The organism is Pseudomonas leptonychotis (genome assembly GCF_004920405.1).
Lineage (GTDB): Bacteria > Pseudomonadota > Gammaproteobacteria > Pseudomonadales > Pseudomonadaceae > Aquipseudomonas > Aquipseudomonas leptonychotis.
On sequence record NZ_RFLV01000002.1, the window covers coordinates 691,068 to 712,119 of the forward strand.

The following is a 21,052-nucleotide window of genomic DNA, read 5'->3' on the forward strand; positions in this document are numbered from 1 at the left end:
CATGCCGGTCCGCCTGAATTGACTAAAGCCGAGAGCCACAATGTCGCAACCCTGGAGCCCTGAAAGCTGGAGAGCCAAGCCGATCCAGCAACAACCGCAGTACCCGAATGCCGCGCACCTGCTGGCCGTTGAGCAAAAGCTCGCCAGTTATCCGCCGTTGGTATTTGCCGGTGAGGCCCGCGAACTGCGTCGCCAGTTTGCTGAGGTGACCCAGGGTCGCGCATTTCTGCTACAGGGCGGCGATTGCGCCGAGAGCTTTGCCGAATTCTCCACCCTGAAAATTCGCGACACCTTCAAGGTGCTGCTGCAGATGGCGATTGTGATGACCTTCGCCGCCGGTTGCCCGGTGGTCAAAGTCGGGCGTATGGCCGGCCAGTTCGCCAAGCCGCGCTCCGCCAACGATGAAACCATCGACGGCGTGACCCTGCCGGCTTACCGCGGTGACATCGTCAATGGCATCGGCTTCGACGAAAAAAGCCGCGTGCCGGACCCGGAGCGTCTGCTCCAGGCCTACCACCAGTCCACCGCTTCGCTGAATTTGCTGCGTGCCTTTGCCCAGGGCGGCTTTGCCGACCTGCATCAAGTGCACCAGTGGAACCTCGACTTTATCGCCAATTCGGATCTGGGCGAGAAGTACAACGCACTGGCTGGTCGCATCGACGAAACCCTGGCGTTTATGCGTGCCTGCGGCATGGATGGCGCCACGCAAGTGCGCGAAACCAGCTTCTTCACCGCCCACGAAGCGCTGCTGCTCAATTACGAGCAAGCTTTTGTGCGCAAGGACAGCCTCACCGGCGGCTTCTACGACTGCTCGGCGCATATGCTCTGGATCGGCGACCGCACCCGTCAGCTGGATGGTGCACACGTTGAGTTCCTGCGCGGCGTCGGCAACCCGATCGGGGTGAAAGTCGGCCCGAGCATGGACAGCGAAGACCTGATCCGCCTGATCGATATCCTTAACCCGGACAACGATCCCGGCCGCCTCAACCTGATCGTGCGTATGGGCGCCGACAAGGTCGAAGCCGGCCTGCCGCGCCTGATCCAGACCGTGCAGCGCGAAGGCCGCCAGGTGCTGTGGAGTAGCGACCCGATGCACGGCAATACCATCAAGGCCAGCAGCGGCTACAAAACCCGCGACTTTGCGCAGATTCTCAATGAGGTGAAACAGTTCTTCGCCGTGCACCAGGCCGAAGGCACTTACGCCGGTGGCATCCATATCGAAATGACCGGGCAGAACGTCACCGAATGCATCGGCGGCGCACGGCCGATCACCGAGGCCGGCCTGTCGGATCGCTACCACACCCACTGCGACCCACGGATGAACGCCGACCAGTCGCTGGAGCTGGCCTTCCTGATCGCCGAAACGCTCAAGCAGGTACGTCGCTAACCATTGTCGGCGGCTGATCTGACAGACCAGCCGCCGACAGGTTATGGTTAGGGCTCCCCACACGAGGAACTCCCCATGACCTGGTATATCTGGCTACTGATGCTTGTGGTGTTGGGCTCTATTGTTGGCGGCCTGATGGTGCTCTTGCGCACCGCCAAACCGCTGCCGTTGAGCGAAGAACAGCTGACCAAGATTCACCAGCGCGAACGAGAGCAGGAAGCCAAGGACATTCGCGAAGACTAACTGCGCACGACAAGGATGTGCCATGCCGCTGCATTTAGGCCTGTTGTTGCCTGCGTTATGTCTGGCAGTGGGCTTTGCTTTGGGCCATGTCCAGCCTGTGGCCTTGGCCGCCGGTGCCATGCTGGCGAGCCTGCTGCTGTTTGCCGAGCAGCGCTTACCCAACGCGCTATGGACGATTCTAAGCCTGCTCGCGTGTATTGCCCTGGCGGCTCACCTTGCGCCGGGCTTTAGCGCCACCGTTCTATGGCCAGCACGCCTGCTCAGTGCTGATGCCGCGCCTTATACTCTGCGACTTTCCTGGGACAAGCTGCTGGTTGGCAGCACCCTGCTAGCCTGGTGGCTGGGGCAGAAACAGCCAAACAAAGCATTCTCGACCCGTGTATGGCTGACAGCGGCACTGACGTTGCTCGTTGTACCGCTGCTCGCATTGGCGCTGGAGCTCGTTAGCTGGCAACCGAAGTGGCCACAAGACCTGTGGCTATGGTTGGCGGTCAACCTTGGGGTTACGGTGCTGGCCGAGGAACTGTTGTTTCGCGGCTTACTGCAAACGCGTTTGGTCAGCTGGCTCGGCGCCTGGGCGGGGATTGGCCTGACGACGCTGCTATTCGCCGCCGTGCATCTGCCGTTCAGTCCGTTGTTTGCTGTGGTCGCAGGTATCGCTGGCCTGGGTTATGGGCTGATCTTTCATTACAGCGGTCGTATCAGCCTGGCGATTGCGCTGCATGGCGCAGTCAATCTGCTGCACCTGCTGCTATTGAGCTATCCGCTACGCGTGGCATGACGGCAACCTGATAGCGACTGAAAATCTTCTCCAACTGACCGTTATCGCGCAACGTTTCATAGATCGCCATAAATTGCTCAGGCGTGATCGGCGCTTGCGGACGTAGCAACACGTGGTGACGGTAGCGCTGATCGGTACGCTCGGAAATCAGCAACTGCCCCGCATATTCCCGATTGCGCTCAAGGAAGTCGCCAATATAAGAGCGCGTCACCAAGGCAATTTCCGCGCGCTCACGCAGCACCATCAGCAAGTTGCTTTCGTGGGAGTGGGTCAAGGTGGCGTTGAAGGTTTTGGCCAGGTACTCGGGTTCGGCGTTGAAATCGGCAAAGGCGTAGTGATAACCGTGATACAGCGCCAAACGTTTATCGTTAAACGAGTCGAAATAACCTTGGTCGCGGCCCGGCTCAGCGCGAGCGACAAATACCTCTGAGTCTTCCAGGCCCATATCCAGAGCAACATGCGGAGTTTCCTGCCAACCCCAACCGGGGTTCTCGAAAATCGCCAGGTCGATACGCTGCTGCTCGAGGTCACGAAAACGGCGCTTTACTGAGGTTGGCACCATAACGAAACGGTAGTCCGTTTGGGCCTGATTCAACGCCGCAACCAGTTCATCAAGCAAACCCGTGGCTTGGCTCTGCTCAGCCTTGAACACGTAGGGTGGGAAATACACAGCCGCCACGCGCACGTCCTGCGCAGCCATAACCGATCCGGCCAGCAGCAACGCCAACCCCATGCCGAAAAATTTACTTACCCCATGCCTGAAGAGCCGCATTTGACTACAACTTCCCTATTTTTCGAGTAACAGCAGACTACCCCAGGCAAATCTGACCGAACAGAGCATTTTCAGTCATTTATCAGCACTGACGCGTCGCGCAGGTAATAGTGGGCAAGCAGCTCATCCAGCTGCTTGTCACGATTAAATTGTTTGAGCAGGCCTGCCAAGGTCTCCGGCTGCAATACCGACTCTGGCCGGAACAGCGCCTGATGCTGATAAACCTGATCGACACGCTGAGAAACCAACAAGGCGCTGCTTTGCTCCGGGTAACGCTGCAGGTAGGCCTGCAGGTAAGAACGCGTAACCACCGCCACATCCGCTCGACCCCGTAGCAGCATGACCAGATTGCTGTCATGGGAATAGGTCAGCACGGCACTGAAGGTGTCCGTCAGGAACTGTTTGTCCGAGTTGAACCCGGCAAATCCATAGTGATAACCACTATAGAGGGCCATGCGCTTACCTTTGAATTCATCGAAATAGCGCTCGTCGCGACCCGGCTGTAAACGCGCAACATAGACTTCGGCATCTTCGATATGCAGGTTCAAAGCCGTATGCGCAATGCCCTGCCAGCCCCAGGCCGGTGACTCAAAAAACATCAGATCAAAACGACCGCTTTGCATGTCGCGGTAACGGCGCATGGTAGACGTGGCAACGAGGGTAAAACGGTAATCGCTTTGTGATTGATTGAGCGCCTGCAACAACTCGGGCAAAAGGCCGCTGACGCGCTCACTTTCCGGCTTAATCACGTACGGCGGAAAATGATAAGCACCCACTCGCACCTCTTGCGCAGCCTGCACAACGCAGGCAACCGAAAGCATCAAACCGAGCAGGAAACCTCTGAACAACGTGGCCAAGCAGTAGACCTCACAACAAACGCAGCAACTTCGTCCTTGACCTGAAAACGCTCAAAATCCATTGACGCCAAAATACTATCAATATGCCAGCTTAGCGTAGCTCAGTTTGCTCAAACATCCTTGATAACCAGCGATAACGCCTCTTCGGCTAACTGGTCGAGGCTCATCAACCCGTCCGGGCGAAACCAGGTTGTGGTCCAACTCAATGCCCCGGTAAGCAAGCGGCGTAAGATAAATGGGTCCGCCTTAAAATAGCCGGCCGCTCCTGCCTCACCCAGCACCTCAAGCCAGAGTTGTTCGTAGCTGTCGCGCAGCTCGAGAATAAAGGCTTGGCCCTCCTCTGACAGCGAACGCCACTCATACACCAGCACGGCCATCGCCTCGCCAGTGCCCCCCATGATCGATTGCAACTCACAGCGAATCAGCGCCAGCACGCGTTCGCGTAAATCGTTGCTCTCAGCTAAAGACGCCTGCATCAAAGCAATGTTGTAGCGGATGGTTTCCTCCATCACTGAGCGCAAGATTTCATCCTTGCTCTTGAAGTGATGAAAGATGCTACCCGACTGAATACCCACCGCGCTGGCCAGGTCGCGCACCGTGGTGCGCTCATAGCCCTTGCTGCGAAACAGGTGCGCGGCGGTTTGCAGCAGCTTGCCGCGCGCGCTGTCTGGGTCGGTGATCTGCCCGCTGGCCACCAGATCGCGCATCACCGCCTGAGCTTGTTGATCATCCACGCTAAATACTCTCCAACTCTTTTGTATGCCTCAAGCCAACCCGCCAGCCTGCAATTGCACGCTCATTCTCAGCAGATATACCCAAGTGCTTGTCGTTATTAGTGAAATTTATGCTGCGCAGGCCTACCAAGCAAGCGCTCGGCCACACTTTAGGTTAGATAAATGCACTTAAGGGCTTTTCAACCAAGCGCTTGCTTGGTAGCCTTCGATTCATCTTATTCATGTGCCGCGGACTTATTCCAATGACTAACACCGTACGCATCGGCTGCGCCTCCGCTTTCTGGGGCGACACCAGCACAGCTGCCGCCCAGCTTGTTCGGGGCACCGAACTGGATTACTTGGTATTCGATTACCTGGCCGAAGTGACCATGTCGATCATGGCCGGCGCGCGCATGAAGAAACCGGACGCCGGTTACGCCACCGACTTCGTTGAAACCCTGGCGCCATTGTTGAAAGACATCGCAGCCAAGAACATCCGCGTGATCAGCAACGCCGGCGGGGTTAACCCCAGTGCCTGCGCCGCCGCTTTGGCTGCAGCTTGCGCGCAGGCCGGGGTCGAGCTAAAGATTGCCGTGCTGCATGGCGACAACCTGCAACCCAAGCTCGGCGAACTGGCCAAGGCTGGCACCGTGGAAATGTTTAACGGTGCTGCATTGCCGCCCTTCTGCGTATCGGTCAACGCCTACCTGGGTGCACCCGGCATAGTCGAAGCCTTGAAACTCGGTGCGGACATTGTAATTACCGGCCGCGTGGTCGACAGCGCGGTGGTCAGCGCCGCCTTGGTGCATGAATTCAACTGGGCTTGGAACGACTTTGACAAGCTCGCGCAGGCGGCACTAGCAGGACACATTATCGAATGCGGCGCGCAGTGCAGCGGCGGCAATTTCACCGACTGGGAGAGCGTACCGGACTACGAGCACATCGGTTTCCCGGTGGTGGAAGTGGCGGCCGATGGCAGCTTTGTCGTCAGTAAACCAGAAGGCAGCGGCGGCCTGATCACGACGTTTACCGTGGGCGAGCAAATGCTCTATGAGATCGGCGACCCGCGGGCCTATTACCTGCCCGATGTGGTCTGCGATTTCACCGAGGTCGAGTTGAACCAGGTGGGCCCGAACCGGGTTGAGCTAAAAGGCGCGCGCGGTCTGCCGCCGACCGCTCAATACAAAGTCAGCGCGACCCATCCCGATGGCTTCCGTTGTACCGCCAGCTGCCTGATGGCCGGCATCGATGCGGTGAAAAAAGCTGAACGGGTCAGCCAGGCGATCATCAACAAGACCGAAGAGCTGTTCGCCGAGCGCGGCTGGGGGCCGTACAAAGAAGTGAGCATCGAGCTGCTGGGTTCCGAAGCCACCTACGGTCCACGCGGCCAGCGTACCGACAGCCGCGAAATCGTGATCAAAATCGCCGTGCGCCACGCCAAGAGAGAAGCGTTGGTGCTGTTCTCCCGCGAAATCGCTCAGGCTGCCACGGGTATGGCACCGGGCTTGACCGGCATTGTTGGTGGTCGCCCTACTGTTTACCCAGTGATTCGCCTGTTCAGCTTCCTCACTGACAAGACCGACTGCGCTCTAGAAGTAGAACTGAACGGTGAACGCACGCCCGTGAGCCTGCCGCAGCTCGCCGTATTGGATAGCGCGCAGATAGCGGCTGACGTTGCCGCGCCACTGCCGAGCGGTGAGGCCGACACCACAGTGCCGCTGATCAAACTGGCCGTGGCGCGCTCCGGCGACAAAGGCAACCACAGCAATATCGGCGTCATGGCCAGAAAGCCCGAGTACTTGGCTTGGATCGCCGCTGCATTGAGCGAGGCAGCCGTGGCCGAATGGATGCAGCACGTACTAGACCCGCAAAGCGGCAAGGTCACGCGCTGGTACTTGCCCGCCAGCCATAGCCTGAACTTCTTGCTGGAAAACGCCCTGGGCGGCGGCGGCATTGCCTCCTTACGCATCGATCCGCAAGGCAAGGCCTTTGCCCAACAGTTGCTGGAGTTTCCGATTCCAGTACCCAAGGCGCTAGCGCTGGCTTTAGCCGAATAAATTATGTGGGAGCGGCTTTAGCCGCGATGCTCTTGCTTTGCCCCATCGCGGCTAAAGCCGCTCCCACGCAGACTGAAAAGGACAACAACAATGACATACGACTCAGTCTTTAAACCCGGCCTGTTTAGCGGCCAGACCATCATGGTCACCGGTGGCGGCAGCGGTATCGGCCGTTGCACCGCCCATGAGCTGGCTCACTTGGGCGCTCATGTGGTGCTGGTCGGGCGCAAGCTGGAAAAGCTTGAAGCCACCTGCGGTGAAATCATCGAGGACGGCGGCTGCGTCAGTTATCAGGTCTGCGATATCCGTGACGAAGAGGCGGTCAAGGCCATGGTCAAAGCCGTGGTCGCCGAGCGCGGGCAGATTCATCACCTGGTCAATAACGCCGGCGGCCAATTCCCCGCCCCATTGATCGGCATCAACCAGAAAGGCTTCGAGACCGTAGTACGCACCAACCTAGTCGGCGGCTTTCTGATTGCCAAGGAAGTGTTCCTGCAGAGCATGAGCAAACACGGCGGCAGCATCGTCAACATGCTCGCCGACATGTGGGGCGGCATGCCGGGCATGGGCCACTCGGGCGCAGCGCGCGCTGGCATGGAGAACTTCACCAAAACCGCCGCCTACGAATGGGGCCACGCCGGCGTGCGGGTGAATGCCGTGGCACCTGGCTGGATCGCCTCCAGCGGCATGGATACCTACCCCGAGTCGATGAAAACCATGATCCGCTCACTCAAGGATCACGTGCCGTTGCAGCGCATTGGCAGCGAATCGGAGGTGGCATCCGCCATCGTCTTCCTGCTTACGCCAGGGGCGAATTTTATCAGCGGCAACACCATCCGCATCGACGGCGCCGCCAGCCAAGGCACCCGTGCCTGGACCCTGGGCAAGGCGAAAAACAGCGAAACCTATAACGGCTTTCACCGGGCTTACATGCCCGATGTACTGAAAGATCAGGAGTAAGCCCCTAATGCCGGTTATCCAGTCAGAAATCGACGTGCATGGCGAAGACTTCGCGAAAAATCGTGAGGCCATGCTCACCGCCGTAACCAGCTTTCGCGAAATCGAGCAGAACTGCCTGAACAAGGCCGCTGCGGCCAAAGAGAAATTCGACAAGCGCGGCCAGTTGCTGCCGCGCGAACGCCTCAATCTGCTGCTCGACTCAGGTGCGCCGTTTCTCGAACTGTCGTCACTGGCCGGCTACAAGCTGCACGATGACAAAGACGGCACCCAAGCCGGTGGCGGCATCATCTCCGGCATCGGCTATATCGCCGGCGTGCGCTGCCTGATCACCGCCAGCAACAGCGCGATCAAGGGCGGCACCATCTCCCCCACCGGACTAAAAAAGACCCTGCGCCTACAGCAGATTGCCGTCGAAAATAAATTGCCGGTAGTGACCCTGGCCGAGAGCGGCGGCGCCAACCTCAATTACGCTGCCGACATCTTCGTCGAAGGCGCACGCGGCTTTGCCAACCAGGCGCGCATGTCCGCCATGGGCCTGCCGCAGATCACCGTGGTGCACGGTTCCAGCACCGCTGGCGGGGCTTACCAACCGGGGCTGTCGGACTATGTGGTGGTAGTACGCGGCAAGGCCAAAATGTTCCTCGCCGGCCCACCGCTGCTAAAGGCTGCCACCGGCGAAATCGCCACCGATGAGCAATTGGGCGGCGCCGAGATGCATGCGCAGGTCGCCGGCACCGCCGAATACCTGGCCGAGAACGACGCCGACGCCGTGCGCACGGCGCGGGAAATTGTCGCCATGCTGCCGTGGAACGCTCAACTGCCCGCCCGCCCGGCCAAGGCTTACCGCGAGCCGCTGTACCCGGTCGAGGAGTTGCTCGGACTGGTCCCGGCGGATGCCAAGAAGCCCTATGACGTGCGCGAGATCATCGCCCGCATCGCCGACGGCTCGGCCTTTCTCGATTTCAAGAACGAATTCGACAACCAGACCGTTTGCGGTCACTTGCAGATCGAAGGCCAGAGCTGCGGCTTTATCGGCAACAACGGCCCGATCACCCCGCAAGGTGCGGCCAAGGCGGCGCAATTTATCCAGCTGTGTGAGCAGAGCAACACGCCGATTCTGTTCTTCCATAACACCACCGGTTTTATGGTTGGCACCGAGTCGGAACAACAGGGCGTGATCAAGCACGGCTCGAAGATGATCCAGGCAGTGGCCAATTGCACAGTGCCAAAACTGACCATTGTGGTCGGTGGCTCTTACGGTGCAGGCAACTACGCCATGTGCGGCCGCGGCCTGGACCCGCGCTTTATCTTCGCCTGGCCCAACAGCAAAACTGCGGTCATGGGCGGCGCTCAAGCCGGCAAGGTGCTGCGCATCGTCACCGAAGATAAACACCTCAAGGAAGGCAAAGAGGCCGACCCGAAGATGCTCGACATGCTAGAAACCGTTACCGCGCAGAAGCTCGACAGCCAGTCTACTGCGCTGTACGGCACCGCCAGCCTGTGGGACGACGGCCTGATCGACCCGCGCGATACGCGCAAACTGCTCGGCTACCTGCTGGATATCTGTGCCGAAGCCGCTGTTCGCCCGCTTAAAACCACCACTTTCGGCGTAGCCCGCCTGTAACCCTTCGGAGAATAAGCAATGATCTTTACCCAAGAACACGAAGAGCTGCGCCGTACCGTTCGTAATTTCGTCGACAAAGAAATCAATCCACACGTTGAGCAGTGGGAAAAAGACGGCCGCTTCCCGATCCACGAGATCTTCAAGAAAGCCGGCGACCTCGGTTTGCTGGGTATCTCCAAGCCGGAGAAGTTCGGCGGTATGGGCCTGGATTACAGCTACTCGATCGTCGCCGCCGAAGAGTTCGGCACTATCGCCTGCGGCGGCATCCCTATGTCCATCGGTGTGCAGACCGACATGTGCACCCCTGCCCTGGCGCGCTTTGGCTCCGACGAGCTGCGTGAAGAGTTCCTGCGCCCCTCCATTACCGGCGAGATGGTCGGCTGTATCGGCGTGTCCGAAGTCGGCGCTGGCTCGGATGTGGCCGGGCTGAAAACCCACGCCAAGAAAGACGGCGACGACTACGTGATCAACGGCAGCAAGATGTGGATCACCAACTCGCCGTCTGCCGACTTTATGTGCCTGCTGGCCAACACCAGCGACGACAAGCCGCATATCAACAAATCGCTGATCGTAGTGCCGATGAATACGCCAGGCATCAGCGTCAGCCCACACCTGGATAAACTCGGCATGCGCAGCTCGGAGACCGCCCAGGTGTTCCTCGACAACGTCCGTGTGCCGCAGCGCAACCGCATCGGCCATGAAGGCGCGGGTTTTATGATGCAGATGCTGCAATTCCAGGAAGAGCGTCTGTTTGGCGCGGCCAACATGATCAAGGGCCTGGAACACTGCATCAACGCCACCATTGATTACTGCAAGGAGCGCAAAACCTTCGGCAACCCGCTGATCGACAACCAGGTCATCCACTTCCGCATGGCCGAGTTGCAAACCGAGGTCGAGTGCCTGCGTGCCCTGGTTTATCAGGCCACCGAGCAGTATGTACGCGGCAAAGATGTGACCAACCTGGCCTCGATGGCCAAACTCAAGGCCGGCCGCCTGGGCCGTGAAGTCACCGACAGCTGCCTGCAGTATTGGGGCGGCATGGGCTACATGTGGGAAAACCCGGTGGCCCGCGCCTATCGCGACGTGCGCCTGGTATCGATTGGCGGCGGCGCCGACGAAATCATGCTGGGCATTATCTGCAAGCTGATGGGCATTTTGCCGGGGAAGAAGAAAGGCTAAGAGCAACCACAAGTAGGGTGGACGTCGCTTTCACGTCCACCGTCAGGGTGGATCGATAACGCGTGATCCACCCTACGAACTAACGCGGCACAGCCGTAGGGTGGGAGGAGACGCGTAGCGTCGATACCCATCGCCACCAATCCGATGGGTATCGCTGCGCTCAACCTGCGCGGCCCGACCCATCCTACGTTCCTGCGCTCTGTTCGAGGATTACCGGATGCTTGCTCTACCCGATTGCGAAACCCTGTTGCTAAACCTTGAAGGCGGCGTGCTGCACGTCACCCTCAACCGCCCGGACAGCCGCAACGCCATGAGCCTGACCATGGTCAGCGAGCTGCGCGCGGTGCTGGAAAGTCTGCGTACTGACATCAGCGTGCGCGCCATCGTGCTGCGCGGTGCCGGCGGGCATTTCTGCGCCGGCGGCGATATCAAGGACATGGCCGGCGCACGCGCCAAGGGGGGCGACGCCTACCGCAGCCTGAATCGTGCCTTCGGCAGCCTGCTGGAAGAAGCGCAAAACACGCCACAGGTGCTGATTGCCGTACTGGAAGGCGCGGTGCTCGGTGGCGGCTTTGGCCTGGCCTGCGTGTCGGATGTTGCCATCTGCCATCAGGACGCCAAGTTCGGCCTGCCGGAAACCACCTTGGGCATTTTGCCGGCGCAGATCGCGCCCTTTGTGGTTAAGCGTATTGGCCTGACCCAAACCCGTCGCCTGGCCCTGACCGCCGCACGCTTTAACGGCAGCGAAGCCGAACGCCTGGGCCTGGTGCACTTCAGCGAAGCCAGTACAGACGCCATCGAAGCGCGCCTACAACAGTGCCTAAGCCAGGTGCGTAGCTGTGCGCCGCAGGCCAACGCACAAACCAAGGCCCTGCTGCTCGCCGCCGAAAACGAAGCGCTCGGCCCTCTGCTAGACCGCGCCGCCGAACAGTTCGCAGCGGCCGTTACAGGCGCCGAAGGTATCGAGGGCACCATGGCCTTTGTGCAGAAACGCGCGCCGAAATGGGCCTCTGAATAAATCCGTGGGAGGTGCTTTAGCCGCGCCCGGTATCGCTGACTCGCGGCTAAAGCACCTCCCACACAACCTGACCACCACGCTTACGAACAGACCGTAGGATGGGTTAAGCGCAGCGCTACCCATCAAATTGCCCAAGAGCCACGAGCAGCAGGAGCACCCAGATGCCCGCCTTTAACAAGATTCTGATCGCCAACCGTGGCGAGATCGCCTGCCGAGTGATGCGCACCGCGCAAGATTTGGGCTACCGCACCGTGGCCTTGTATTCCGAGGCCGACGCCGACGCGCGGCATGTGCAACAAGCTGATGAGGCTGTGTGTATTGGCCCGGCGCAGGTCAACCAGTCGTACCTGGTGATCGACAACATCATCGCAGCCGCGCAGAAAACCGGCGCCGATGCCATTCACCCCGGCTACGGATTTCTCTCGGAAAACGCCGACTTTGCCCGCGCCTGCGAGGCTGCCGGCATCGTGTTTATTGGCCCGACGGTTGAAGCCATTCACTTGATGGGCAGCAAACGCCTGTCGAAGATCGCCATGCTCGAAGCTGGCGTGCCGTGCATTCCTGGCTATGAAGGAGCGGCGCAAGACGACGACATTCTCGCCCGCGAGGCTGAACGCATCGGTTATCCGCTGATGATCAAAGCCAGCGCCGGCGGCGGTGGTCGTGGCATGCGTTTGGTGCATGAATCGTCCGAGTTGCTGGCGCAGATCCGCACCGCACGCTCCGAGGCGCAGAACGCCTTTGGTTCCGGCGAGCTGATTCTCGAACGCGCGGTGATCCAGCCGCGCCATGTGGAAATCCAGGTGTTCGGCGATAGCCAGGGCAACATCGTGTATCTGGGTGAACGCGACTGCTCGGTGCAGCGCCGCCACCAGAAAGTGGTCGAAGAAGCGCCCTGCCCGGTTATGACGCCCGAACTGCGCCAAGCCATGGGCGAGGCCGCCGTTAAGGCCGCTGCATCGGTTAACTATGTCGGTGCCGGCACCGTGGAGTTCTTGCTCGATCAGAGCGGCGAATTCTTCTTCCTGGAAATGAACACCCGCCTGCAGGTCGAGCACCCAGTCACCGAATTGATCACTGGGCAAGACTTGGTGGCGTGGCAGATTCGTGTTGCCGAAGGTCAGCCGCTACCGCTCAAGCAAGACGAAATCCGCCTGACTGGCCACGCCATGGAAGTGCGTTTGTACGCCGAAGACGCCACGCAGAACTTCCTGCCACAGACCGGCACCGCGCTACGCTGGGAACCGGCGCTGCGTGACGGCATTCGCATCGACCACGGTCTGGTTGAAGGCCAGGTCATCAGTCCGTTCTACGACCCGATGCTGGCCAAGGTCATTGCCTACGGTGCCACCCGCGAAGAAGCGCGGCGCAAGCTGGTGCGTGCGGTGGAGGATTGCGTGCTGCTCGGCGTGAATGGCAACCAGCGTTTTCTCGCCAACCTGCTCAGCCATCCCGAATTCGCTGCCGGTAACGCCACCACCGCGTTTATCGCTGAACACTTTGCCGATGACCCCAGCCTAAGTCCGCAACCGCCCAAAGCCTGCGAGCTGGCTGCCGCTGCCGCCTTGCTGTTTCAGCAATCGGCCAATGCTCGCGCGCATCAAGGCGGCCTTGCTGGCTGGCGCAACGCCGGCAGTGCGCCCTGGCGCTTTGTGCTGAAACACGGCGAGCAGTCGTTCAACGTAGCACTGGACGTACTGAGTGATGGCACGCAGCCCAAGCTGCTGGCCACGCTCGGCGAACAGCAGATCAGCCTCACCCTGCTGGCCAGCGATAGTCGTTGGGTCACGCTGGAAGCGGACGGTATTCGTCAGCGCTTGGCTTACCACCTGGAGGGCGACAACCTCTGGCTGTATGGCCATAACGGTAACCTGCAACTCATCGACATCACCCACCAACCGGTCAGCAGCGCGGCTGGCGCCGGCTCGGGCAGCGTCAAGGCGCCGATGGATGGCGCGATTGTCGAGGTATTGGTTGAGGAAGGCAGCAGCGTCAGCAAAGGCCAACTGCTGGTGGTACTGGAGGCGATGAAGATGGAGCACCCGCTCAAAGCCAGCATCGACGGTGTGGTACGCCGTATAGGCGTAAGCCGCGGCGATCAGGTGAAGAATCGCCAGCTCTTAGTGGAAATCGAAGCCAGCGAGGGTTGAATACACCTCCCACAGAGAATCATGAGCATTTCATGATTGGTGGGTATCGCTACGCTCAACCCACCCTACAAAAAAGCATCTACCGAATAACAACAAATCACGGAGCAACCCCATGTCACTGCTAGGCAAAACCCTGTTTATCTCCGGCGCCAGCCGTGGCATCGGCCGTGAAATAGCCCTCAAAGCAGCAGCCGACGGCGCCAATATTGTCATCGCGGCTAAAAGCGCCGAAGCCCATGCCAAGCTGCCCGGCACCATCCATTCGGTGGCCGCCGAAGTTGAAGCTGCTGGCGGTAAGGCCCTGGCCTTGCAATTGGATGTGCGTGACGAAGTGGCGGTAAAAGCCGCCATGGCCCAGGCAGCCGAACACTTTGACGGCATCGACGCGCTGATCAATAACGCCGGCGCAATCAAGCTGATGGGCGTCGAGCACCTGCCGCCCAAGCGCTATGACCTGATGTTTCAGATCAATACCCGCGCGGTAATGGTGTGCAGCCAGGCCGCGCTACCCTATTTGAAGCAGAGCAAAGGCCACATCCTCAGCCTCAGCCCGCCGATCAACCTAGATCCCAAGTGGTTCGCCAATTACGGGCCCTACACCACCACCAAATACGGCATGAGCATGCTCACCCTGGGCATGCACGAGGAGTTCAAAAAATACGGCATTAGCGTCAATTCGCTGTGGCCAAAAACCGTCATCGCCACCGCCGCCATCGAGTTCGAAGCCGGCGGCCCGGCGGTGATGAAAGCCGCGCGCCTACCCGCAATCATGGCGGACGCGGCTTACGCCATCCTTTCAAGCCGCGAGCGCAGCATCAGCGGCCGCCTGCTGATCGACGAAGAAATTCTGCGGGAACAGGGTCAAAGCGATTTCGAACAATACCGTTACGACCCGGCCAGCAAGCTGATGACCGACCTGTTTGTCGACTGAGTAGAAGGCCACGCCACCCTGCTCTCACTGAGTAGGGTGGCGTGGCGGATTAGGCGTCCTGGCTGAGCCGCCAGGGCGGGCTCAAGCGATTTTCGCCGGCGTGATACAGACACAGCGGATTGCCATCGGGGTCCTCTAAATAGGCCTCACGCCACAGCCAAGGCTGATCGGTTGGCAACATGCTGAACTCGACGCCCTGGTTCTGCAGACGGGCGACGGTCTGATCCAGTTCGGCGCACTCGAAATAGATCAACGTCTGGCTAGCCGGCACCTGCGCCACTCGGCTCAGGGAAAAGCTCGCCTGCCCATCCGGGCAGCAGAAGCGTGCATAGTCCGGCAGGCTTTCGACAATCAGTTGCAGGCCCAGACCCTGATAGAAACGAATAGCGCGCGGCACATCGGTGACCGCCACGGTGACTTGGTTCAGGTTCATCGCCCCTCCTGGTTCTGCGCGCCATCGCGCCAGCCTCTCGGACTAATGCCACAGCCCCAAGCCTGCTGGCAATACACAGATGCGCCGCTATTTGCCGATCTGCCCTGTCAGCCTTGCGCCAGAGCCATGGCAAGCATGCAAGCGGGCAACTAGAGTTGAGCCTCGCCCTCGCATAACAACCCTAAGCACGAGCGCCATGAGCCAGACCGATCTGATTTCCCCGCTGCGTTTTCTTACCCATCTTCCCCAGCATCTGCCACGCGTACCGCGTCTGCTGCGCGGCCTGTATTACGCGGGGATTCGAAACCGCGAAAAGAGCCTGTCACTGGCCTGGGCGTTGGAGCGCGCGGCACGACTCAACCCTCAGCGACCGGCGCTGCTGGATGAGTCGCGCAGCCTCAACTACACCCAGTTCAACGCCTGGGCTAATCGTCTGGCGTGGGCCTTCAAAGCCGAGGGCGTGCAGCACGGCAGCGTAGTGGCGGTGATGCTGGAAAACCGTTTAGAACTGCTGGCAAGCCTCGCCGCGCTGAGCAAGCTCGGAGCGGTCGGCGCGCTGGTCAACACCACCCAGCGCGGCAAGGTCCTGGCCCACAGTCTGAATCTGGTAAACCCGGGATTTATGCTGATCGGCGCGGAATTGCTTGAGGCTTTTACCGAGATTGCCGAGCAGCTGAACAACCCACAAGCCCCGCGCTATTGGATTGCTGATCAAGACTGCTTAAACGACGCCGGCCAAGCCCCCGATGGCTGGACGAACCTGATGCAATTGGCGCGCAGCCAAGCCAGTGACAACCTGCCCGACAGCGCCAAGGTACGGATGAAAGACCCCTGCTTTCTGATCTACACCTCCGGCACCACCGGCCTGCCCAAGGCCTCAATCATGAGCCACGGCAAGTGGATCAAGGCGTACGGTGGCTTCGGCCATTCCGGCTTGACCCTGAACAATCAGGACGTGCTTTACCTGACCCTGCCTTGCTACCACAACAACGCCGTGACCGTGTGCTGGAGCGCCGCGTTGGCCGGCGGCGCAGCCATCGCCCTGCGTCGCAAATTCTCCGCCAGCGCCTTCTGGCCGGATGTGCAGCGCTATCAAGCGACCTGCTTCGGCTATATCGGCGAGCTGTGCCGCTACCTGCTTAATCAGCCCGAATGCGCCGCAGAGAAGAACAACAGCCTGCGCTGCATGATCGGCAATGGTTTGCGCCCCTCGATCTGGGCCGAGTTCAAAGCACGCTTTGGGGTCGAGCAAATCACCGAATTCTATGCCTCCAGCGAAGGCAATATCGGCTTTACCAACGTATTCAATTTCGACAATACCGTGGGTTTCTCTCCGGCCACCTACGCCATCGTGCGCTATGACCTGGAGAACGATTGCGCCATCCGCACCGTCAAGGGCTTTCTGCAGAAAGCCGACAAGGGTGAGCCTGGCCTACTGATCAGTGAAATAAGCGCCAAGTGGCCGTTCGACGGCTACACCGATCCGGCCAAGAGCGAAGCGGCAATCCTGCGCAATGTGTTCAAGAAAGGTGATGCCTGGTTCAACACCGGCGACCTGATGCGCGACATCGGTTGCAAACATGCGCAATTCGTCGACCGCTTAGGTGACACCTTCCGCTGGAAAGGCGAGAACGTCTCCACCACCGAAGTAGAAAACGTGCTGGGCGCCTTTCCCGGCGTCGAAGATGCGGTGGTGTATGGCGTGGAAATACCCGGCACCAATGGCCGCTGCGGCATGGCCGCATTGCGTTTGAGCGAGGGTCAGAGATTGGATGGTAATGCGCTGGCAGCACATCTGGATGCCGAATTACCGGTGTACGCCGCGCCGCTGTTTATCCGTTTGCTGGGCGAGGTGCAAACCACCGGCACCTTCAAATACAAGAAGGCTGACCTCAAACAAGCCGCTTACAACCCCGCCACCGTGCGCGAAGCGTTATGGGTACGCCTGCCTGGCGAGCCACACTTCACGCCACTGGATCACACCCTGTTCACCGCCATCGGCCAACAGGCGTATCGCTTCTGACTGCAAGTAGCAGTCCGGCGAAGGCTTGCCTGCTACTGCTTAAACTCGAATTGCAACTGCGCGCCTTCAACCGACTGCCAGTAGTCATCGTCGCGCTCGTTGGTGATCAGCTTGCCATTGAGTTGAAAGGGGCCCTCTGTCTTATCCTTGTCACCAAACATAGGCGGCAGTATCGGGATCGACAGGTCGCTAAGCGGTGCAACCGGCTGTAGGGGATCAAACACATTGGTATGCAGGCTCAGGTCCAGCGGCGCTGTCGGCTCGGTGGGCTCAGGCTTGGGTATAACCACAGCAGGTTTCGGCTTAGCTGGAGCTACTGCCGCCGGTTTGGTTACAGGAGCGCTGGGCTGGGGCGTTTTTTTTACAACGGGCGCGGGCTCGGTCTTCGCTGGCTTGCTGGTAACCACGGCGGGCGCCGGTTGTACTTTGGTGGTTTCAACTTTGGCTTTCGCAGGAGGGCTGGAGCTTTGCTCACAGGCCGCCAGTGATAAGACAGTCAACAGCAGCATGAGGCTTCGGATAGGCAGCATGGGCAGGTACAAAGGCAGTGACATAAGCCGCTATGCTGGCCCCTGCCCCACACTCTGGCAAGCATACAATCGGCACGGCACGTAACAGGCAGCGCTCTAGCAGGCTGTTGAGAAACTACCTGGGTTGCCGATACGGCATTAAAAACAGCCTCGGCTGCCTCGCCTACGTTTTCAACGGCCCGCTGGTATAAGCAGCAGGCCGACAGCCATCGTCATTGATGACCGCCGACAACTGACCTCCACGGCCTTATTGCGTGGTCTGTAGCTGCTGCAACAGCGCGTCTATATCCAGCTCTGGGTACTTACGCATCAGCTGCAGCAGCAAGGTATCGGCTTCATCCGTCCAGCCATCACGGCGTAATTTGAGCACGCGTTGCAACTCGCGGCGCAGTTGCTGTTGAGCCTGGCTGGCGGCCGCTTCTGCAGACTTTTCGGGGGCTGATACAGCAGGCGCACGGGCTGCTTGTGGCAGTTGCTCATGCAACGCATCAGCCGAAGATTCTTCATGCAAAAGCTGACTGGATGCACCGGCCGAAAGCTTTTTCTCGGCCTTGGCGCCATCGGCGCTGTAGCCCTGGATCACCGGTGCAGGCTGCGCTGCCCGTGAACGCTCTGCTTCATCAGCCACTGCAGCGGATTCTGCCAGTGGTGCAGATTGAGGTGCCATCCTCGCCGCAGCAGGCGCCATGGGCGCGCCGCTGGGCAAGGCGTCGAAGGCATCTGGAGCCTGCTCGACGGTGCGCCAGGTCAGGCTCACGCCAATGCCCAGGCAGGCCACTCCGGCCAACGCCACCGACCAACGCTGCCGACCGCCAGCGCCAAATAGCCAGCTATGCAGACGAGCGGCCAAACCCGGCCGGGTCTCATCTATGGCCACGTTACGCACGGCGGCACTGGCCGCCGCGAGAATCTGCGCATCCAGCTGCGCGCTGGGCTCGCCGCCGCTGTGCTGGCGGAAATGCTCAAGCATTTGCCGTTCCTGCTCATCGGTCATGTGTTGATCGTGGTTCATACGGGCAACTCCTCGGCGGCCGGGTCAGCCAACAGCCGACGTAACTTCTGCAGGGCATAGCGCAATCGGCTTTTCACCGTCTCGGCGGGTATCTGGGTCAACTCGGCAATCTCGGCCAGCTCCAGATCACCTTGAGCGCGCAGCAAAAACACTTCACGCTGCTCATCTGGCAAATCTTTCAGTGCAGCCTGCAAGCGTTGCTGATCACGACTGAGGCTCAGCAGCTGCTCGGGGTTCGGTTGCGGGTCGTGCGGGGCATGCTGCTGTTCATCGTACTCAGCATGCCCCGTCTGATGCCGACCATGCTTGCGCCAATGATCGATCAGCCGGTTGCGACCGATCTGATACAGCCAAGTCTTGAACTGAACAGCTTCACGCTGCTCGCTCTGGCTGCGGATCAAGCTCATCCAGGTGTCCTGAAACACTTCCTCGGCCAAGGCGTGGTCGCCACACAAGCCGAGCAGAAAGCGGAACAAGCCAAGCCGATGGCGTTGATACAACTCGGCAAAAGCCGCCGCATCACCGTGGCGGTAACGCCGCAACAAGGCGGCGTCGTCATCCGGGAGGGATTGGTTCACTGCTGTACTCGTGCGGTAGTGGTACGGGAATCCGCAGTTTGCAGGCTCTGCGCCAGTTCCACCAGCTGCACAAACTCGCCGCGCAGACCGAAACGATCGTCGCCCCTGGCGTTGCGCGCCAGCTCGGCGCTGTCGGCCAGGCTAAAACGCCCGGTGTATTTATCACCTTTCAGCTGTTGAGCGAAGGCCGCCACCGCGGCGGCAAAGCGCAGGTCTTCACTGGCCTGGCTAACGGCACGTACATCGGCGGCCTGAATCGGCTGCTCCAACAACTTGCTCACACCCTGCCCTGGCGCTTTGTAGCGAATGCGCAGCCAGGCCAGTTCGCCCGACGGGCTGCCCGCTTTGACCGCGTGCTGATAACGCAGCGGCTCCAGCCAGCCTTTGCCACCCACCGGCACCACTTCATAGAGCGCTGTCACCGTATGGCCGGCACCGATTTCACCGGCATCGACCTTGTCGTTACTGAAATCCTCACGCTTCAGCGCGCGGTTCTCGTAACCCAGCAGGCGGTACTCGCTGACCTGCGCCGGGTTGAACTCGACCTGAATCTTTACATCACTGGCCACCGTGGCCAGGGTCGAGCTGAGCTGATCAACCAACACCTTGCGCGCTTCACGCAGGTTGTCGATATAGGCGTAATTGCCATCGCCGGCATCGGCCAGTTGCTCCATCAACTGTTCGTTGTAGTTGTCGGTGCCAAAGCCCAGGGTGGTCAGCGACACGCCCGTTTTGCGCTTGTCAGCAGCCAGCTGCTTAAGGCTTTCAAAGTCGCTGATGCCCACGTTGAAGTCGCCATCGGTGGCCAACAGAATGCGGTTGATCCCTCCCTCAATAAAGCCCTGCTGCGCCTGTTGGTAGGCCAGCTGGATGCCCGGCTCGCCGGCAGTGGAACCGCCCGCTGTAAGTTGATCGATCGCCGCACGAATCTTGGCCTTTTTGCTGCCGGCTGTAGGCTCCAGCACCACACTAGATGAGCCCGCGTAGACCACCAGCGACACCTTATCCTCGGCGCGCAATTGCTCAACCAACAGCTTCAAAGTGCTCTGTACCAGCGGCAAGCCGTCACGGCGATCCATCGAGCCGGACACATCCACCAAAAACACCAGATTGGCCGGCGGCAGCTCGTCTACCCGCAAGTCGGAAGCTTTGATGGCGATACGCAGCAAACGGCTTTCTGAATTCCACGGCGTCACCGCCAGCTCGGTATTGATACCAAACGGCGCATTACCTGTCGGCAATGGGTAGGCGTAAGGGAAGTAGTTGACCAACTCCTCCAAGCGCACCGCATCCTGCGGCGGCAGCTGCCCGCCATTGAGAAAGCGTCGAACATTGGCATAGCTGCCGGTATCCACATCAATACTGAAGGTCGAGACCGGCGTCTCGGCGACTGCATGCACAGGATTATTGGCCAGCTTCTGGTATTGCTCACGACCCTCGTCGCGGTAACCAGGCGGCAGCGCCTCGGCGACCACACTGGGCATGGGTGCATAAGCCATATCGGCAATAGCGGCTCCCGCGGCCTCGGCCTTGCGCTCTATCTCGGCGGCTGGAGGTGCAGCCAGTTTCGCGCGTGACTCGGCGTGCCTTAACGCGCCAAGCTGCTCCGCCACCTGCGCCGGGCTGCCCGCCGTGGCAACGGTGTTAGCACTGTCTTGCGCATCGGGGCCGGACGCACTGCAGGCACCGAGCGCAACCAACATGCCGGCAGCGAAGCCTACCAGCAGCAGGCGAGTGAGCAAAACGGGATAAGTAGACATGGGGCACCTCCTGAGCGAACGAATAAAGCATTCACTCAGGTAGA

19 protein-coding genes are annotated in these 21,052 nt (G+C 59.9%); 11 read left to right on the top strand and 8 right to left on the bottom strand.

Annotated elements, in window-relative coordinates:
* Nucleotides 1–40: 40 nt before the first annotated feature.
* The 3 genes from D8779_RS13870 (at nt 41) to D8779_RS13880 (ending at nt 2,411) form a co-directional block, all read left to right on the top strand.
* Nucleotides 41–1,387 carry a class II 3-deoxy-7-phosphoheptulonate synthase gene (locus D8779_RS13870; protein WP_136665060.1) on the top strand — a complete coding sequence of 449 codons (1,347 nt, stop codon included), beginning with the start codon at nt 41–43 and terminating at the stop codon, nt 1,385–1,387.
* Between the two features lie 75 nt (nt 1,388–1,462).
* A complete protein-coding gene (locus D8779_RS13875; RefSeq protein ID WP_136665061.1) occupies nt 1,463–1,630 on the top strand; it encodes a DUF2897 family protein in 168 nt (55 codons plus the stop codon).
* A 22-nt stretch (nt 1,631–1,652) separates the two neighbouring features.
* Nucleotides 1,653–2,411 (top strand): CPBP family intramembrane glutamic endopeptidase, encoded by a 759-nt coding sequence (locus D8779_RS13880; protein WP_136665062.1) that lies wholly within the window; start codon nt 1,653–1,655, stop codon nt 2,409–2,411.
* Here the strand turns inward: D8779_RS13880 and D8779_RS13885 are convergent.
* From D8779_RS13885 to D8779_RS13895, 3 genes are all read right to left on the bottom strand, one after another.
* The gene (locus D8779_RS13885; RefSeq protein WP_136665168.1) at nt 2,362–3,144 is read right to left on the bottom strand and encodes a substrate-binding periplasmic protein; all 783 of its coding nucleotides are present in this window, start codon (nt 3,142–3,144) and stop codon (nt 2,362–2,364) included. The genes D8779_RS13880 and D8779_RS13885 overlap by 50 nt on opposite strands.
* Nucleotides 3,145–3,254: 110 nt before the next feature.
* Entirely contained in the window at nt 3,255–4,004 is a 750-nt protein-coding gene (locus D8779_RS13890; RefSeq protein WP_136665169.1) for a substrate-binding periplasmic protein, read from the bottom strand.
* Nucleotides 4,005–4,150: 146 nt separating this feature from the next.
* The gene (locus D8779_RS13895) at nt 4,151–4,774 is read right to left on the bottom strand and encodes a TetR/AcrR family transcriptional regulator (RefSeq protein WP_205895821.1); all 624 of its coding nucleotides are present in this window, start codon (nt 4,772–4,774) and stop codon (nt 4,151–4,153) included.
* Nucleotides 4,775–5,016: 242 nt separating this feature from the next.
* Between D8779_RS13895 and D8779_RS13900 the strand changes: the two genes are divergently transcribed.
* From D8779_RS13900 to D8779_RS13930, 7 genes are all read left to right on the top strand, one after another.
* A complete protein-coding gene (locus tag D8779_RS13900) occupies nt 5,017–6,810 on the top strand; it encodes an acyclic terpene utilization AtuA family protein (protein ID WP_136665063.1) in 1,794 nt (597 codons plus the stop codon).
* A gap of 90 nt (nt 6,811–6,900) precedes the next feature.
* Nucleotides 6,901–7,770 carry an SDR family oxidoreductase gene (locus D8779_RS13905; RefSeq protein WP_136665064.1) on the top strand — a complete coding sequence of 290 codons (870 nt, stop codon included), beginning with the start codon at nt 6,901–6,903 and terminating at the stop codon, nt 7,768–7,770.
* Nucleotides 7,771–7,777: 7 nt separating this feature from the next.
* On the top strand, nt 7,778–9,394 hold the full coding sequence (gene atuC, locus D8779_RS13910; RefSeq protein ID WP_136665065.1) for a geranyl-CoA carboxylase subunit beta: 1,617 nt from the start codon (nt 7,778–7,780) through the stop codon (nt 9,392–9,394).
* Nucleotides 9,395–9,412: 18 nt separating this feature from the next.
* On the top strand, nt 9,413–10,573 hold the full coding sequence (gene atuD / locus D8779_RS13915; protein ID WP_136665066.1) for a citronellyl-CoA dehydrogenase: 1,161 nt from the start codon (nt 9,413–9,415) through the stop codon (nt 10,571–10,573).
* Between the two features lie 217 nt (nt 10,574–10,790).
* The gene (locus D8779_RS13920) at nt 10,791–11,591 is read left to right on the top strand and encodes an enoyl-CoA hydratase/isomerase family protein (protein ID WP_136665067.1); all 801 of its coding nucleotides are present in this window, start codon (nt 10,791–10,793) and stop codon (nt 11,589–11,591) included.
* Between the two features lie 161 nt (nt 11,592–11,752).
* Nucleotides 11,753–13,741 carry an acetyl/propionyl/methylcrotonyl-CoA carboxylase subunit alpha gene (locus tag D8779_RS13925; RefSeq protein WP_136665068.1) on the top strand — a complete coding sequence of 663 codons (1,989 nt, stop codon included), beginning with the start codon at nt 11,753–11,755 and terminating at the stop codon, nt 13,739–13,741.
* A gap of 112 nt (nt 13,742–13,853) precedes the next feature.
* Complete coding sequence (locus tag D8779_RS13930) at nt 13,854–14,672, top strand: SDR family oxidoreductase (RefSeq protein WP_136665069.1); 819 nt, start codon at nt 13,854–13,856, stop codon at nt 14,670–14,672.
* Between the two features lie 49 nt (nt 14,673–14,721).
* Here D8779_RS13930 and D8779_RS13935 read toward each other — a convergent pair whose 3' ends face one another.
* Entirely contained in the window at nt 14,722–15,105 is a 384-nt protein-coding gene (locus D8779_RS13935) for a VOC family protein (RefSeq protein WP_136665070.1), read from the bottom strand.
* 196 nt (nt 15,106–15,301) lie between these two features.
* Between D8779_RS13935 and D8779_RS13940 the strand changes: the two genes are divergently transcribed.
* Nucleotides 15,302–17,128, top strand: a complete 1,827-nt coding sequence (locus D8779_RS13940) for a long-chain-acyl-CoA synthetase (RefSeq protein WP_136665071.1) — start codon at nt 15,302–15,304, stop codon at nt 17,126–17,128.
* A 32-nt stretch (nt 17,129–17,160) separates the two neighbouring features.
* Here the strand turns inward: D8779_RS13940 and D8779_RS13945 are convergent, their stop codons facing one another.
* The 4 genes from D8779_RS13945 to D8779_RS13960 form a co-directional block, all read right to left on the bottom strand.
* Nucleotides 17,161–17,670 carry a hypothetical protein gene (locus tag D8779_RS13945; RefSeq protein WP_240789735.1) on the bottom strand — a complete coding sequence of 170 codons (510 nt, stop codon included), beginning with the start codon at nt 17,668–17,670 and terminating at the stop codon, nt 17,161–17,163.
* 235 nt (nt 17,671–17,905) lie between these two features.
* Nucleotides 17,906–18,670, bottom strand: a complete 765-nt coding sequence (locus D8779_RS13950; protein WP_136665072.1) for a hypothetical protein — start codon at nt 18,668–18,670, stop codon at nt 17,906–17,908.
* A complete protein-coding gene (locus D8779_RS13955) occupies nt 18,667–19,248 on the bottom strand; it encodes an RNA polymerase sigma factor (protein ID WP_136665073.1) in 582 nt (193 codons plus the stop codon). Before D8779_RS13955 ends, D8779_RS13950 begins: the two co-directional genes overlap by 4 nt.
* The gene (locus tag D8779_RS13960; protein WP_136665074.1) at nt 19,245–21,008 is read right to left on the bottom strand and encodes a vWA domain-containing protein; all 1,764 of its coding nucleotides are present in this window, start codon (nt 21,006–21,008) and stop codon (nt 19,245–19,247) included. Before D8779_RS13960 ends, D8779_RS13955 begins: the two co-directional genes overlap by 4 nt.
* Nucleotides 21,009–21,052: the final 44 nt, after the last annotated feature.

Coding starts and splice junctions, on each gene's coding strand:
- D8779_RS13960 (WP_136665074.1), bottom strand. CDS start 21,008: ATGTCTACTTATCCCGTTTTGCTCACTCGCCTGCTGCTGGTAGGCTTC.
- D8779_RS13935 (WP_136665070.1), bottom strand. CDS start 15,105: ATGAACCTGAACCAAGTCACCGTGGCGGTCACCGATGTGCCGCGCGCT.
- D8779_RS13880 (WP_136665062.1), top strand. CDS start 1,653: ATGCCGCTGCATTTAGGCCTGTTGTTGCCTGCGTTATGTCTGGCAGTG.
- D8779_RS13920 (WP_136665067.1), top strand. CDS start 10,791: ATGCTTGCTCTACCCGATTGCGAAACCCTGTTGCTAAACCTTGAAGGC.
- D8779_RS13940 (WP_136665071.1), top strand. CDS start 15,302: ATGAGCCAGACCGATCTGATTTCCCCGCTGCGTTTTCTTACCCATCTT.
- D8779_RS13950 (WP_136665072.1), bottom strand. CDS start 18,670: ATGAACCACGATCAACACATGACCGATGAGCAGGAACGGCAAATGCTT.
- D8779_RS13870 (WP_136665060.1), top strand. CDS start 41: ATGTCGCAACCCTGGAGCCCTGAAAGCTGGAGAGCCAAGCCGATCCAG.
- D8779_RS13885 (WP_136665168.1), bottom strand. CDS start 3,144: ATGGGGTTGGCGTTGCTGCTGGCCGGATCGGTTATGGCTGCGCAGGAC.
- D8779_RS13930 (WP_136665069.1), top strand. CDS start 13,854: ATGTCACTGCTAGGCAAAACCCTGTTTATCTCCGGCGCCAGCCGTGGC.
- atuC (WP_136665065.1), top strand. CDS start 7,778: ATGCCGGTTATCCAGTCAGAAATCGACGTGCATGGCGAAGACTTCGCG.
- D8779_RS13905 (WP_136665064.1), top strand. CDS start 6,901: ATGACATACGACTCAGTCTTTAAACCCGGCCTGTTTAGCGGCCAGACC.
- D8779_RS13890 (WP_136665169.1), bottom strand. CDS start 4,004: ATGCTTTCGGTTGCCTGCGTTGTGCAGGCTGCGCAAGAGGTGCGAGTG.
- atuD (WP_136665066.1), top strand. CDS start 9,413: ATGATCTTTACCCAAGAACACGAAGAGCTGCGCCGTACCGTTCGTAAT.
- D8779_RS13875 (WP_136665061.1), top strand. CDS start 1,463: ATGACCTGGTATATCTGGCTACTGATGCTTGTGGTGTTGGGCTCTATT.
- D8779_RS13900 (WP_136665063.1), top strand. CDS start 5,017: ATGACTAACACCGTACGCATCGGCTGCGCCTCCGCTTTCTGGGGCGAC.
- D8779_RS13925 (WP_136665068.1), top strand. CDS start 11,753: ATGCCCGCCTTTAACAAGATTCTGATCGCCAACCGTGGCGAGATCGCC.